13 protein-coding genes are annotated in these 14,085 nt (G+C 65.3%); 9 read left to right on the top strand and 4 right to left on the bottom strand.

Translation table 11 applies throughout. The features are described from left to right. Positions 1–222 precede the first annotated feature (222 nt). From ACTUWL_RS23360 to ACTUWL_RS23345, 4 genes are all read left to right on the top strand, one after another. A complete protein-coding gene (locus tag ACTUWL_RS23360; protein ID WP_021079788.1) occupies positions 223–795 on the top strand; it encodes a L,D-transpeptidase in 573 nt (190 codons plus the stop codon). A 93-nt stretch (positions 796–888) separates the two neighbouring features. Continuing rightward, positions 889–1,686: a DUF2927 domain-containing protein gene (locus ACTUWL_RS23355; protein ID WP_035651885.1), complete on the top strand. Its 798-nt coding sequence runs from the start codon at positions 889–891 to the stop codon at positions 1,684–1,686. A 227-nt stretch (positions 1,687–1,913) separates the two neighbouring features. Further along, complete coding sequence (locus ACTUWL_RS23350) at positions 1,914–2,945, top strand: MerR family transcriptional regulator (RefSeq protein ID WP_021079786.1); 1,032 nt, start codon at positions 1,914–1,916, stop codon at positions 2,943–2,945. 87 nt (positions 2,946–3,032) lie between these two features. Then, positions 3,033–4,028: a LysR family transcriptional regulator gene (locus tag ACTUWL_RS23345; protein ID WP_021079785.1), complete on the top strand. Its 996-nt coding sequence runs from the start codon at positions 3,033–3,035 to the stop codon at positions 4,026–4,028. A 148-nt stretch (positions 4,029–4,176) separates the two neighbouring features. On the opposite strand, the gene ACTUWL_RS23340 is transcribed toward ACTUWL_RS23345, so the two are convergent. Beyond that, entirely contained in the window at positions 4,177–4,389 is a 213-nt protein-coding gene (locus ACTUWL_RS23340) for a hypothetical protein (protein ID WP_021079784.1), read from the bottom strand. A gap of 363 nt (positions 4,390–4,752) precedes the next feature. Between ACTUWL_RS23340 and ACTUWL_RS23335 the strand changes: the two genes are divergently transcribed. Beyond that, the gene (locus ACTUWL_RS23335) at positions 4,753–5,901 is read left to right on the top strand and encodes an ABC transporter substrate-binding protein (protein ID WP_021079782.1); all 1,149 of its coding nucleotides are present in this window, start codon (positions 4,753–4,755) and stop codon (positions 5,899–5,901) included. Positions 5,902–5,916: 15 nt separating this feature from the next. Here ACTUWL_RS23335 and ACTUWL_RS23330 read toward each other — a convergent pair whose 3' ends face one another. From ACTUWL_RS23330 to ACTUWL_RS23320, 3 genes are all read right to left on the bottom strand, one after another. Then, positions 5,917–6,162: a hypothetical protein gene (locus ACTUWL_RS23330; protein ID WP_021079781.1), complete on the bottom strand. Its 246-nt coding sequence runs from the start codon at positions 6,160–6,162 to the stop codon at positions 5,917–5,919. Between the two features lie 31 nt (positions 6,163–6,193). Continuing rightward, the gene (locus tag ACTUWL_RS23325; protein WP_021079780.1) at positions 6,194–7,306 is read right to left on the bottom strand and encodes a M48 family metallopeptidase; all 1,113 of its coding nucleotides are present in this window, start codon (positions 7,304–7,306) and stop codon (positions 6,194–6,196) included. Positions 7,307–7,411: 105 nt separating this feature from the next. Further along, entirely contained in the window at positions 7,412–8,551 is a 1,140-nt protein-coding gene (locus ACTUWL_RS23320) for a DUF898 family protein (protein WP_106940092.1), read from the bottom strand. Between the two features lie 244 nt (positions 8,552–8,795). Here ACTUWL_RS23320 and ACTUWL_RS23315 point away from each other — a divergent pair, with 244 nt between their 5' ends. From ACTUWL_RS23315 to ACTUWL_RS23300, 4 genes are all read left to right on the top strand, one after another. Beyond that, positions 8,796–9,155, top strand: coding sequence for a hypothetical protein (locus ACTUWL_RS23315; RefSeq protein WP_021079778.1), 360 nt, complete (start codon positions 8,796–8,798; stop codon positions 9,153–9,155). A gap of 241 nt (positions 9,156–9,396) precedes the next feature. Next, on the top strand, positions 9,397–10,668 hold the full coding sequence (locus tag ACTUWL_RS23310; RefSeq protein ID WP_021079777.1) for a cytochrome P450: 1,272 nt from the start codon (positions 9,397–9,399) through the stop codon (positions 10,666–10,668). A gap of 222 nt (positions 10,669–10,890) precedes the next feature. Then, the gene (locus ACTUWL_RS23305) at positions 10,891–12,165 is read left to right on the top strand and encodes a cytochrome P450 (protein ID WP_021079776.1); all 1,275 of its coding nucleotides are present in this window, start codon (positions 10,891–10,893) and stop codon (positions 12,163–12,165) included. Between the two features lie 72 nt (positions 12,166–12,237). Next, positions 12,238–14,079, top strand: a complete 1,842-nt coding sequence (locus ACTUWL_RS23300; protein ID WP_021079775.1) for a class I SAM-dependent methyltransferase — start codon at positions 12,238–12,240, stop codon at positions 14,077–14,079. Positions 14,080–14,085: the final 6 nt, after the last annotated feature.

Genomic DNA, 14,085 nt, shown 5'->3' with positions numbered 1-14,085 from the left:
CTCGCTCCCGTTTCGAGATGTTCTTGAGGTCGCTCCAGATCAACCATTCTTCATCCGCTTCGTCAAAGGCTTGGCCGGACAATGCAGCTATTGCCTGCGGTCTGTTGCTTTTTTAAACCGTGTTGCCGGAAAGTGCCTAAAGTCACCGCTTCGTCGCTTGCGCAACGCCGGCAATTGTGGACTCTCTGGGCATATATTTGATTGTTCGCGAGGACGACGACCATGCGCCCGTTTGCCTTGATGTTTGCCGCGCTCACGATCCTGGCAGGTGCCGGCCAGGCCCAAGCCCAGTTCTTCGACTCCCGGGGCTACCAATCCGAAGCCCCGAGTTTCTTTGGCGGTGGCGGCGCAAGCCCGATCCCGCGCACCACCGTCGACTACCCGACCAACTATGCCCCCGGCACCATCGTGGTGAACACAGCCGAGCGCCGGCTCTATCTGGTGCAGGGCAACGGCCAGGCGTTGCGCTACGGTATCGGCGTCGGCCGCGACGGCTTCCGCTGGAGCGGCGTCCACCGCATCAGCGCGAAGAAGGAATGGCCGTCCTGGACGCCGCCCTCGGACATGCTGCGCCGCCGCCCCGATCTGCCGCGTCACATGGCCGGCGGCATCGAGAACCCGCTCGGCGCTCGCGCGATGTATCTCGGCTCGACGCTGTACCGGATCCACGGCTCCAACGAGCCGGAGACGATCGGCCAGGCGGTCTCGTCCGGTTGTTTCCGCATGACCAATGAGGACGTCAAGGACCTCTATGATCGCGTCTCGGTTGGTGCCACCGTCGTGGTGAAGAACTGATCGCGACGATTTCAACGGAACCGGGCGTCGCCATCCGGCAAGCTCGCCGATCCCGTCTTGCGCTGCCGCAAAGCTTGCGGCAGCGTTGTCATGATGTCCCAGCACCGTCCTTCGATCCTGCTCCTTCTCGCCGCAACGCTCGCCGCTTGCCTCACTGATGCCACCGCGCCTGCCGCCGCCGAGGTGCCGGCCATCATCGCGCGCCAGCGTCACGAGAAGAAGGTCTTCACCGACGCCGAGATCGTCGAAGGTTTTCTGAAGACCGCGTTCGGCGCCGAATTTCATCTCGCCGGAAGGGTCGACCGCATCCGCAAATACGACCGGGCGGTGCGCGTGTTCGCCGACGGCAACCGCGCCGACCGCAAGGCGCAGCTGGCCAAGGTCGTCGCCGACATCCGGGGCAAGGTGCAGCATCTCGACATCGCGATGAGCGACACCCACGACGCGGCCAATGTCGTGGTCAAGCTGGTGCGCGACCGCGAGCTCTACCGCACGATCGCGACCTTCTACGGCCAGGAGCGCGCCAAGGAAATCCGCTCCTCGCTCGACCCGCAATGCCTGTCCGGCTTCCGCAAGAACGAAAACTACGAGATCGAGCATTCCGACGTCATCCTCACCGTCGACAATGGCGATTTCGTCTTCCTCGACTGCGCCTATGAGGAACTGCTGCAATCGCTCGGCCCCATCAACGACACCGCGACCGTGCCATGGACGATGTTCAACGACAGCGTCTCGATGGGTTTCTTCGACGTCTACGACCAGTATCTGCTCAATCTGCTCTACGACCCGCGCATCAAGCCCGGCATGACCGTGCAGGAGGTCAAGGCCGCGCTGCCCGACGTGCTCAGAGACGTCCGCGCCTGGGTGGCGAAGGTGAACCATCTGGAGTGAGGGTGGGTGCAACCGGTGCACGGCGCTCGCCAGAAACACCGCCGACGTCCTGGCGCAAGCCAGGACGTCGCTGGAGATGACTCGATTCAAGATGTCAAACAGCAGGATGTCATCACCCGCAAACGGGTGATCCAGTATTCCGGAGACGCTGGTGCCGCACCTCCCGCTTGACCTGGCCCCAGCGGCCGCCTCCATAGAAATGCGGTCAGACGACACGAGGTGATTCGATGAATGCTCCTGCTGCCCGTTTCCTCAGCCCGTCCGAAGCTGCAAGGCAGCTCGGCATCTCGGCGAAAGCGCTGCGCCTCTACGAGGAGCGCGGCCTGGTCGCGCCCGCCCGCACGCCGGCGGGATGGCGCGCCTATGGCCCGGTCGAGATGGCGCGCTGCGCCGAGATCGTCGCGCTGCGCGCCCTCGGCCTCAGCGTCGGTGAAGTGGCGCGGATCCTGAACGGCGACACCGCCATCCTCGGCCGCGTGCTGGCTGCGCACGAGGCCACGCTCGAAGCACGCATCCGCCAATGCACCGACAGCATCGCCAGGGTGCGTCGGCTGCGCAACGACCTCGGCTGCGGCAAAATGCCCGCGACGCACGACCTGATCGGTGCGGTCAGGGCGCGGCCGGCGATCGGCGTCGCATTCGATCTGCCGTGGCCGTGGGGCGGCGAGCGCTTCGAACTGCGCGATATCAAATCGCTGAACTACATCGTCGGCCCGCTCGGCAGCGGCAAGACGCGCCTCGCGCAGCGGCTTGCCGAAGCGCTGCCCGGTGCCAGCTTTGTCGGACTGGACCGTGCAGCCGACGGCGGCGCGGCCGTTCGCGCGCGGCTCGACGCCGACCCCGCCCACAAGGCGAGGGTCGAGGCGAGCCTTGCCGTCCTGCTGGCCGATGGCGCCGTAGACTCACCCGCGCTCATCACCCTGCTCGCAGTTCTCGAGGCCGATGACGGCGCGATCCCGGTGATCGACATGCTCGAACAAGGGCTCGATGCGGCCAGCCAGGAGGCCGTGATCGCGCATCTGCGCCGTCGCGGACCGGAGGCGCGGCCGCTGTTCTTCCTCACGCGCTCCAACGCGATCCTCGACCTCGATGCCGTCGGCGACGATGAAGCGATCATCCTGTGTCCTGCCAATCACAGCCTGCCGATCTGCGTCAGGCCGATTCCCGGCGCAGTGGGCTATGAAGCGGTTGCGACCTGCCTCGCCTCTCCGGAGGTGCGCACGCGCACTGAAGGCATGGTGGCCTGGCTGCCATCCTGATTTCTCGTATTGGTTGTATTATCATTATATGACAATGCACGACGCAGGTCGGATGCACTTCGAAAAAGTGTGCTATAAGCACACGCGATGACCGAGCTTCCCCGTACCCAGGCCTTGCGTTGCTTCATCACGGTTGCCCGTGAGGGCACTGTATCGCGCGCCGCAGCGATGCTGAAACTGACCCAGCCGGCGGTCAGCTTGCAACTCAAGGCGCTGGAGGAAAGCACCGGGTTGCAGCTGTTCAACCGCACACCCAGCGGCTTCACGCTGACCGAGGCCGGCGCCTCGCTGCTGCCGCTGGCGCACCGGGCGGTGGCGGCGGCATCCGACTTCAAGGCGATGGCGGATTCGCTCAACGAGGCGCAGCGCGGCACGCTGCGCGTCGGCACCATCCTCGACCCCGAATTCACCCGGCTCGGACCGTTCGTGCGCAGCCTTGCGATGTCGTCGCAACGCACCGAAGTCTTCCTGCGCCACGGCGTCAGCGACGACGTGCTGGCGCAGATCGGCCGGGGCGAGCTCGACGTCGGCTATTACGTCGACGCCACGCCGCAGGAGCACCTGGTCCATCACAGCTTCACCGAACGGACCATCGCCGACGGCCGCTACCAGCTGGCGCCACTGCTCAGCTACGACTACCGCGTGATCGCGCCGATCGGCTGGCGGGACCGGGTGATCGGCAAAGGCTGGGCGGAGCTTGCCGAGCTGCCCTGGCTCGCAACGCCGCCGCATTCGGGCCACCGCCGGATGCTCGACGACATCTTCCGCCCGCTCGGCGCCCTGCCGAAGCGCGTCGGCTACACCGACCAGGAAGAGGCGATGATCGACTTCGTCGAATCCGGCCTCTGTCTCAGCCTCGCGCGCGACAATGTGCTGGCGCCGCGGATGGCGCGCCCGCATCAGTTCGTGGTGGCCGACAAGGTGAAGCTGACCTGCGATCTCTCCTTCGTCAGCCTCACCGCCCGCCGCCACGAGCCGGTGATCGCCCACGCCTTCGCGGCCGTACGCGCGGTGTGGAATATCAAGCCGGCGATCGCCGGCGCCGGACCGACGCGGACGCGCAAGGTCGCGAAGAACGTGTGACGCTGCGCGCTGATGCCCGACGGCGTTCTCCCGCCCCAGTCTCGCATAGCTCGGATCTGAGGCAGCGGGCGACAGCAATCACGGCGACGAGCGGCCGATTATCGCGGAGCGGTCGTTGGCTGACCGCCCGTAAGCTTTGCACCAAGATCTAGGCAGCAACGATCAGCGGCTGCGTCATGTCCGCCATCGCAGGCACCAGCGACGGCGCCTCGCAATCCTGCAAGACGAGCTCGTCCATGAGCTCGCGCAGCCTTGGCGGCAGATCGGCGTAATCGCCGCGCAGGGCATAACGCAGTCTCTCGCCGATCTCGTCGCAGATGGCGCGCACGTGCTCGGGCGCGATCGGATGAGGCTCACTCATGGACGTCGACCGCTTGCGACGGCGGCGCGCCGCCAAACTGCACTTCCGCTACCACGGATCCCGCATACGCAGATGCGATCAAGACGAGGATCCGAACAATGCTGAACATGGTTCGTACTCCCTTTTCCGATCCCTGGATAACAGGCGGAGATTGCCGCCCGATTAGGGAAACTGGTTCCCGCGGCCTTTAGGGGAGTGGTAAACGCGAGGTTCACGGCAGCCTGGGGAAACGCCGGTGCTGTCCGTCCGGCTGTCCCCAATCAGGGGGACAGACCGCCGCGGCGAAATCGATATCATGCGAAACCGGACACCGGCCGGCTATCATCGGCCGCGCATAAAAAGAACCTGCTGGGAGGATTTGCGATGAAGCTGGCCGTGGCCGGACTCTGGGTACTCGCAGGCGTGACGCTGGTTGCGCCGCACGTGCGGGCGGACATCAAGGTCGGCGTCGTGGTGTCGGGATCCGGGCCGGGCTCAGCGCTCGGCCAGCCGCAGATGCGCACCATCGCGGCGCTGCCGAAGGAGATCGGCGGCGAGAAGGTGGTCTATATCGCGCTCGACGACGAGTCCGATCCGACCAAGGGCACGCAGAACGCCCGCCGCCTCGTCATCCAGGACGGCGTCGACATCCTGATCGGCTCCTCGCTCACCCCGGTGACCATGCCGATGCTCGACGTCGCCTTCGAAGCCAAGACCCCGATCATCTCGCTCGCCGCGGCGACCGCGATCGTGCAGCCGATGGACGAGCACCGCCGCTGGGCGTTCAAGGTGGTGCCCAATGACGACCTGATGGCGACGGCGATCCTGAAATACATCGCGAAATCCGGCATCAAGACGCTCGGCTATATCGGCGTGTCGGACGGCTATGGCGAGGGCTATTACAAGGAGGTGTCGCGGCTCGCCCCCGGGCTCGGCCTCACCGTGACGACGCATGAGGTCTACGCGCGCTCCGACACCAGCGCCACCGGCCAGGCGCTGAAGGTGATCGCGACCAACCCCGATGCGGTGTTCATCGCCTCGGCCGGCACGCCGGCCGTGCTGCCGCAGGAGGCGCTGCGCAGCCGCGGTTACGCCGGCAAGATCTTCCAGACCCACGGCGTCGCCTCGGAGGAGTTCATCAAGCTCGGCGGCGCCAATGTCGAGGGCGCAATCTTCACCGGCGAGGCTTTCACCATCGCCGACGATCTGCCGGCCGACGATCCGTTCCGCCAGGCGCGCGACGAGTTCGTGTCGTCCTACGAGAAGGCCAACGGGCAAAAGCCGAACATCTTCGGCGCGCATCTGTGGGACGCCGTGACGCTGTTCAAGCGGGCGGCGGCGATTGCGCTGAAGACCGCCAAGCCCGGCACGCCGGAATTCCGCGCCGCGCTGCGCGACGAACTGGAGCGCGGCAAGGACGTCTACCTGAACAACGGCCTCTCGACCATGAGCCCGACCGACCATAACGGCTATGACGAGCGCTCGGCGTTCCTGATCAAGGTCGAGGGCGGCAAGTTCAGGCTGGTGAAGTAGGCGCCCAGCAATGGTCTAGTCGCCGCCCCAGCGCCAGCGCGGCGGCTCGCCCTTCCACCAGCAGACGGCGGTGAGCAGAACGCTCAGCACGGCCACGTAGCCGATGAAGCGCGCCGGGGAGTGCGGGAGGTTGATCGCTGCGCCGACGGCAATCAGCGCCACTAAGCCCGCGAGCACCACCCAGCCCTGCCAGTTGTTCGGCGGTCCCCAGCCCCAGCCGTAGCGCTTGGCGGGAAACCAGTATTTGTCATTACGCTGCATGGGATTGCTCCAGTGCCGAAATCCGCTTGCCTCACGTCTTGCCGCAGATGCCCTTCAGCGCATGCCATTCGGCCGGCGACAGCAGCGGCTTGCCCGCGAGCTTGTTGCTGGCGTCGGCCTTGGCCATCCGTTCGAGGCGATCCTCGGTCAGTGGATGGCTGGCGACGAGCGAGAGCCCGTTGCCGCCTTCCTTGCCGGTGACGCGGAACATCAGTTCGCCCATCGGCTTCGCCGGACGGCCAAGCTTGTGCATGGTCTCGATCGCAAAGGTGTCGGCATTGGTCTCGGCGTCGCGCGAATAGGACGACGTCACCAGCGAGCGCGAGGCGAAGATCAGCGCGCCGGAGCCGGTGATGTCGCCGAACAACAGCCCGATCAGGAACGAGGTGCCGCCATTGTGGATCAGCTCGCGCATGCTGTCGCGGTGCCGGAGATGGCCGAGCTCATGGGCCAGGACGCCTGCGATCTCGTCGGGGCTTTCCGCTTTCTCCAGCAGTCCGTCGAACAGATAGACCTTGCCGCCCGGCAGCGCGAAGGCGTTCGGCACCGGCGTCGCCAGCACGCCCGACTGCACCGAATTGTCGAGGCCTGCGGTGTCCCGCAGCTTGCCGACCAGCTTCTCGAATGCCGCTTGTCCGGCCGCACTGCTGCACGGCTTGCCGTCGAACACCACCCTGACCTGCGCTTCCGCGACGTCGCCGAGGCGCCGCTCGAAGGAATCCGGCACCAGCGGCGTCAACCGCTCGGCGGCGAGCGGCACGCCGAACAGCACCACCAGCACGATCGATACCGCGGCCGCGAGCGACCAGCCGACAATGCCGGCGACGCCCTTGCGGTTCGGCAGGTCCTGCTCGAGCCTGTCGCAGCGCGCGACCAGCTCGGCGATCAGCCCGGCGTCGCGGACCTCGAGCCGCGCCAGTGCCGGCGCAGTCAGGCAGCTCAGCCGCAGCAGGCCGGACGGACTGTCGGCACGGCGGATGTCAGCAAACGCCCAGCGCGCCAGCCGTTCGCCATCTTCCCTGATCTCCAGCGCGTCGGACAGCTTGAGCGCGACGACGCGCCGGCGGCTCGATGCGCCGTCGAAGAACACCGCACCCGGGACCGGCGCCGCCGCGGCATTGGCCTGGTTGAGATCGGCTTCCATGACGCTAAAGCGCGATGAGATTGGGTTGAATCGTCATCGGGCTTTAGCTCCTTGTTTGCGCATGATCTTTTCGGAAAACCGCTTCGCACTTTTCCGGATCATGCTTTAGAACCCCGCGACGTCGAGGCCGTCGGCAAAACCTTCACCGAGCGCATTGGCGAGCTCGCCGCGCGCGGTGACGTTGGCGGCCGCCCCAATGTTGTGCACGATGGTCGACGACAGCACCCGGACCCAGAGATCGCGCATCAGATAGACCCGCATCACGACGTTCATCGCCAGCGCAAGGGCGAGATAGCCGATGCCGAGCAGGACCATCAGCGGAATGCTCTTGGCGAACGCCTCAGTCTTGAAGAAGGTCTCGATCGAGGAGCCGTCGATGCTGGCCGCCAGGAAGATGCAGAGCACGAGATAGGCCAGGAACACCGTGCCGAGCAGCATGGCCCAGCCGATCACCTTCCAGTACAGGCCGATCAGGGCGCCGCGACTCATGGTCGATTCCAGTCTGACCTCGCCGAACCGGATGCCCGACAGCCACCAGCGCCACTCGATCGCCTTGAACGCGGCATAGGCGAACGGGCCGAAGATCGTCACCAGCGCGAACGGCATCAGTAGCCAGAGCCACCAGCCGCGTTTGAAGAAATCCCAGCCGCGGCCTTCGAAGGAGCCCTGCAGATCGCCGTAATACGAATGCCGCATCTTGTAGCGTTCGAGCGCCGCCTCGCGCCATGACAGCGCAAAGCCAAGCGTGATCACGACCAGGAGGCCCCATAGCGAGGCCTTCAGCGCATAGATCCAGCCCGAGCCGCTCATCCAGAAGCGGACGCCGCGCCACACCGTGCGGGTGAGCCGGTAACGCCGCGCGCGATAGATCGCGAACTGGCCGAACACATAAAAGAAGGCGACCATCGGCAACGAGGAGAATGTCTGGCCGTGCTCGGCCTCGATCACGAGCAGGGCGTAGCCGAGATAGACCGGAACCAGGATCGCGAGTGCGACCAGAAAGCCGATCAGGAGCTCCTTGCCGCGGCCGGTATATTCCGCCCCATCGCCGTCGATCAGGGTGTTCGACCAGAGGTGACGGCGGATGTCGGTGGTGAGCCAGAACCGGTAGAAGCCGACCGTGAAGAGCTCGAGCCCGGCGCCGCGCGCGACCAGACGGAAGAACTGCGTCCGGCTCCCCGAAAACGCCACCGGCATCGGCGGCGGAACCGGTTGCGGCGGCGGCCCCGGCGGGGCCCAGCTCATGTCGTTCACGGAAAAACTCCAGGACAGGACAATCTCTGCGCATCAAAAGCACAGGTTTGTCGCTGCGAGTGTGATCCAGGTTTCATACACGGTCGAGAGTGCCGCCGCGGGATTCGGCGGGTGCGGTTGGCTATGCCTTAATGGCCCCCCGGAAACCGGCCGCCGTCCACCGCCCCGCGTGCTTCGAACCCGGCGGAAGGAACGACGGACTTACCGAATGGGCGCGGCCGCAAGGAACCGAGCAATGAACAAGTGGATATTGCCGGCGTGCGTGCTGGCGCTTGCCGCAGCTCCCGCTGGGGCCGCCGATGTGCGCCTGGAATCCTATCGCAATCCGGCCAACGAGAACTTCCGCATCTTCAATCATATGTATCTGGACGGCGTCAGGGGCGGCCTGATGGCTTCCAATGCCTGGTTGAAACGGCACGGCGGCCAATTGCTGTTCTGCATGCCCGACACCCTCGTATTGTCCACCGAGCAAACCGAAGAGATCATGCTCAAGTCGGCCGACAAGCGGTCCGCGAAAGGCGAGATGATGGTCGCCCTCCTGCTGCTCTGGGGCATGCAGGACACGTACCCCTGCGAAAAGCCGGCCAGCCGATAGACAGTCCCTGCACCGCCCGCATGCGCCGCCTGAGCAAATCAAACGCCGTTTGAAACGGGCGTGGTCGCCGCCGACGCCGGTCCGTCGTTGGAAAGGCCCGGATTCGGCCGTTTTGGCCGGCTACCAATGCGGCCAAAAGCGCGCTGTCAGCTCTTGCGCAAACCGCGGAATGAGAATGTAATTCGGTAAAACATGGCGCGCCGGCGATGCCCCGGCTGCTGCAACGGTTGAGGAGCCGCTCATGCACGGGACCATCGATCTCGTCGACACCGCCCATCTGGACGCCGCACGCGAACGCGCCAACACACTGGCGCTGTCGGACTACGATCCCGGCCATCCCGAGCTGTTCAAGACCGATACCTTCTGGCCGTATTTCGACCGGCTGCGCCGCGAGGATCCGGTGCATTACTGCAAGGACTCGATGTTCGGGCCGTACTGGTCGGTCACCCGCTACAACGACATCATGGACATCGAGACCAACCATTCGGTGTTCTCCTCGGCCGCATCGCTCGGCGGCATCACGATCCGCGACGTGCCGCCGGATCTGCGCCGCGAGAGCTTCATCGCGATGGACCAGCCGCGCCACTCGGCGCAACGCAAGACCGTGGCGCCGATGTTCACGCCGACCCATCTCGACGAGCTCGCGATCAACATCCGCAAGCGCTCGACCGAGTGCCTCGACAATCTGCCGCGCGGCGAGGTGTTCGACTGGGTCGACAAGGTTTCGATCGAGCTGACCACGCAGATGCTAGCCGTGCTGTTCGACTTCCCCTGGGAGGACCGCCGCAAGCTGACGCGCTGGTCCGACGTCGCAACCACCCTGCCCGGCGCCGGCGGCCTCGTCGCCACCGAGGACGAGCGGCAGGCCGAGCTGATGGAATGCGCCGGTTATTTCGCCCGGCTCTGGAAGGAGCGCTCGAGCCAGCCGCCGAAGAGCGATCTGCTCTCGATGATGGCGCACAGCGACGCCACGCGGAACATGGATCCGAAGAACTTCCTCGGCAATCTGATCCTGTTGATCGTCGGCGGCAACGACACCACGCGCAACACGCTGTCCGGCAGCATCTATGCGCTGAGCAAGCATCCCGAGCAATACCGCAAGCTGCGCGAGAACCCGGCGCTGATCGACAGTTTCGTGCCCGAGGTGATCCGTTGGCAGACGCCGCTCGCCCACATGCGGCGGACCGCACTCACCGACTTCGAATTCCGCGGCCGCCAGATCAAGAAGGGCGACAAGGTCGTGATGTGGTACGTCTCGGGCAACCGCGACGAAGAGGCCATCGAGCGGCCTTACGTGTTCGACATCCAACGTGCCCGGCCGCGCACCCACATCTCGTTCGGCTTCGGCATCCACCGCTGCGTGGGCCTGCGGCTTGCCGAGCTGCAACTCAAGATCATCTGGGAGGAGATCCTCAAGCGCTTCGACACGATCGAGGTGGTGGAGGAGCCGCAGCGGGTGTATTCCAGCTTCATCAAGGGCTACGAGACGCTGCCCGTGCGTATCGCCGCGTGAAGCTGCATCCGCAGTCGTGTTGAAACATTTGCGTCGCTTGACCTGAGTTAGGCGGGCACAGCGGATGGGTTCCCTCCCCCCTTGCGGGGGAGGGTTAGGGAGAGGGGTAAGCCGTACGGGCGGTGGTCGCGGCTCACCCCTCTCTCCAACTCTCCCCCGCAAGGGGGGGAGAGAGCCCAACCACCTCCCGTGCGGCCTTCGAAAATTGTGCAGAGAGAGATCATGAACGTCCAGACCGCCATCCGTGCCGACCGGGCCGAGCTACAGCGCCAGGCGCGTGAGGAAGCCTATGCGACTCCGCTCAGGGATTTTCATCCCGGCGCGCCAAAACTGTTCCAGAACGACACGCTGTGGCCATGGTTCGAGCGGCTGCGCAAGGAAGAGCCGGTGCATTACTGCACCAACGCGCCGATCGAGCCCTATTGGTCCGTGGTCAAGTACAACGACATCATGCATGTCGACACCAGCCACGGCATCTTCTCCTCGGATTCCACGCTCGGCGGCATCTCGATCCGCGACGTGCCGCCCGGCTACGACTATCCGAGCTTCATCGCGATGGATCAGCCGAAGCACGCCCATCAGCGCAAGACCGTGTCGCCGATGTTCACGCCTGATCATCTCGACGAGCTGGCCAAGCTGATCCGCCAGCGCTCGGCCAGCGTGCTCGACAACCTGCCGCGCAACGAGACGTTCAATTTCGTCGAGCGCGTCTCGATCGAATTGACCACCCAGATGCTGGCGACGCTGTTCGACTTCCCCTGGGAGGAACGGCGCAAGCTGACGCGCTGGTCCGACGTCTCCACCGCGCTGCCGAAGAGTGGCATCGTCAACTCGCCGGAAGAGCGGCGGCGGGAGATGGACGAGTGCTATGGCTATTTCTCGAAACTCTGGAACGAGCGGGTCAACTTGGCCCCGCGCAACGATCTGCTGTCGATGATGGCGCATAGCGACGCCACGCGGCACATGGACCCCGACAATCTGATGGGCAACATCATCCTGCTGATCGTCGGCGGCAACGACACCACCCGCAACACCATGAGCGGCTCGGTGCTGGCGCTGCACGAGCATCCCGACCAGTTCCAGAAACTGAAGGAGAACCCGGCCCTGATCGACACCATGGTGCCGGAGGTGATTCGCTGGCAGACGCCGCTGGCTCACATGCGGCGCACCGCGCTGCAGGACACCGAGATCGGCGGCAAGACCATCCGGAAGGGCGACCGCGTCGTGATGTGGTACGTCTCCGGCAATCGCGACGACGAGGTGATCGACCGGCCCGACGAGTTCATCATCGACCGCGCCCGGCCGCGGATCCATCTGTCGTTCGGCTTCGGCATCCACCGCTGCGTCGGCATGCGGCTCGCCGAACTGCAGCTCAAGATCGTGTGGCAGGAGATGCTGAAGCGTTTCGACCGCATCGAGGTGGTCGGCGAGCCGAAGCGGGTCTATTCCAGCTTCGTCCGCGGCATCGAGAACCTGCCGGTGCGGATCCCGGGCTGAATAATCCTTGGCTGCAATTGCGTTCGGCCCTATGTCTCGCCGCGTCTTGCAGCTTGGGCCAGTTGACGGATCATGAACCGAAAAGAACGGCGCGCGGCCGGTAAGCGACGGGACGCGGCCGGCAAGAACGTACCTGCCTTCGGCTCCGCGGGCATCAGCATTGCCGACCTCGCCGCGGAGGCCAGCCGGTTCTACGGAATGCGCCGCTTCAACGAGGCGCAGGAGGTCTGCCGGCACATTCTCGCGCGCGAGCCCAGCCATGCGCAGAGCCTGAACCTTCTCGGCCTGATGGCGCAGGCGGCCGGCGATCACCGCTCCGCGGTGAAGGCGTTCGCGAAAGCGATTGCTGCCGATGACGTGAACGCCGCGTGTCACTACAATGCCGGCAATTCGTACCAGGCGTTGGGCAATCGCGCCAAGGCCGCCGCGCATTTCAGCAAGGCGCTCGCGCTCGGCATGGACGCGAAGGCCGTGGGCTTCATCCTCCAGAGCCCGACCGTCACCCGCTATGTCGGGCGGATTGCCGGCAAGTGGCCGCTGCCGGTGACGAGCGCGGACTTGTTCGGCGGCGAAGGCGTTGCCGCGCTGGCCAGCGATCTGTTCCTGCGCTGCGCGATGGAAGCGACGACGCTGGCGGGCATGCAGCTCGAAGTGCTGCTCGGGCACGTGCGAGCCGAATTGCTGCGGCTCGCCGGCGAGCAACGCAGGGATGGCGATGACGACGATCTCATTGCCTTTGCCTGCGCGCTCGCCCGGCAATGCTTCATCAACGAATATGTCTATGGACAGACCGAGGCGGAAGCCGAACGGGCGGCTGCACTGCGCGATCGATTGCTGCACGACCTGGCATCCAACGCCGCGTTCACGCCGCTGACGCTGGCCGTCGTCGCGGCGTATTTCCCGCTTCATACTCTGCCGGCGGCGGACGCGCTGCTGCGCCGGGAATGGCCTCCAACCGTCGCCGGCCTGTTGCGAGTGCAGCTTCGCGAGCCGCGCGAAGAGATGGAAGAGCGCCGCGCCATTGTGACGCTCACGCCGATCAGGAACGACGTATCGGTCGAGGTGATGCGTCAGTACGAGGAAAATCCCTATCCGCGCTGGACCGTGAACCCGCTGACGGCATTCGTCGCCGATCGGGCGCGAGGAAAGACGGCCGCGACCGCGGAGCAGCAGGCCGAACGGGATATCCTGATCGCCGGTTGCGGCACCGGTTCGCACGCGATCCAGATCGCGCAGGTCTGTCCGAACGCCCGCCTGCTCGCGGTCGACATCAGCATGACCAGCCTCGCCTATGCGCGCCGCAAGACGCGCGAGCTCGGCTTGCGCAATGTCGAGTATGCGCAGGCGGATATCCTGGAGCTGGGCTCGATCGATCGCAGCTTCGACAGCATCGAGTCGGTCGGGGTCCTGCACCATCTCGCCGAGCCGATGACCGGCTGGCGCGTGCTGGTCTCGCTGCTGCGGCCGGGCGGCACGATGCGCATCGGCCTGTACAGCGAGCTGGCGCGCCGCGTCATCGTCGAGGCCCGCGATCGCATCGCCGCGCGCAACTATCGCGCCACCGCCGACGACATCCGGCGGTGCCGGCAGGAGATTTTCCGCGAGGCCGACCAATGGCGGACGCTGATCGGCGCCAAGGATTTCTACAGCATGAGCGGCTGCCGCGACCTGCTGTTCAACGTCATGGAGCACCGCCTCACCATTCCCGAGATCGCGGCGTTCCTGAACGAACATGACCTGTCGTTTCAGGGCTTCGAGCCGTTCGACGATCCGGCGGTGCTGGAAAAATTCCGCAAGCAGTTTGCGGCCGCAGCCGACGAGATCAACCTCGATCAGTGGCACCGCTTCGAGGTCGATCACCCCGAGACGTTCTGGGACATGTACGTGTTCATGGTGAGGAAGGACGCGCGCTGAGGCCTC

The sequence above is a fragment of the Bradyrhizobium sp. WCU1 genome (assembly GCF_053474805.1).
This window is presented reverse-complemented; position numbering and strand designations above follow the sequence as displayed.

Coding starts and splice junctions, on each gene's coding strand:
- ACTUWL_RS23340 (WP_021079784.1), bottom strand. CDS start 4,389: ATGAGTGAGCCTCATCCGATCGCGCCCGAGCACGTGCGCGCCATCTGC.
- ACTUWL_RS23310 (WP_021079777.1), top strand. CDS start 9,397: ATGCACGGGACCATCGATCTCGTCGACACCGCCCATCTGGACGCCGCA.
- ACTUWL_RS23360 (WP_021079788.1), top strand. CDS start 223: ATGCGCCCGTTTGCCTTGATGTTTGCCGCGCTCACGATCCTGGCAGGT.
- ACTUWL_RS23355 (WP_035651885.1), top strand. CDS start 889: ATGTCCCAGCACCGTCCTTCGATCCTGCTCCTTCTCGCCGCAACGCTC.
- ACTUWL_RS23300 (WP_021079775.1), top strand. CDS start 12,238: ATGAACCGAAAAGAACGGCGCGCGGCCGGTAAGCGACGGGACGCGGCC.
- ACTUWL_RS23305 (WP_021079776.1), top strand. CDS start 10,891: ATGAACGTCCAGACCGCCATCCGTGCCGACCGGGCCGAGCTACAGCGC.
- ACTUWL_RS23315 (WP_021079778.1), top strand. CDS start 8,796: ATGAACAAGTGGATATTGCCGGCGTGCGTGCTGGCGCTTGCCGCAGCT.
- ACTUWL_RS23330 (WP_021079781.1), bottom strand. CDS start 6,162: ATGCAGCGTAATGACAAATACTGGTTTCCCGCCAAGCGCTACGGCTGG.
- ACTUWL_RS23325 (WP_021079780.1), bottom strand. CDS start 7,306: ATGGAAGCCGATCTCAACCAGGCCAATGCCGCGGCGGCGCCGGTCCCG.
- ACTUWL_RS23345 (WP_021079785.1), top strand. CDS start 3,033: ATGACCGAGCTTCCCCGTACCCAGGCCTTGCGTTGCTTCATCACGGTT.
- ACTUWL_RS23335 (WP_021079782.1), top strand. CDS start 4,753: ATGAAGCTGGCCGTGGCCGGACTCTGGGTACTCGCAGGCGTGACGCTG.
- ACTUWL_RS23320 (WP_106940092.1), bottom strand. CDS start 8,551: ATGAGCTGGGCCCCGCCGGGGCCGCCGCCGCAACCGGTTCCGCCGCCG.
- ACTUWL_RS23350 (WP_021079786.1), top strand. CDS start 1,914: ATGAATGCTCCTGCTGCCCGTTTCCTCAGCCCGTCCGAAGCTGCAAGG.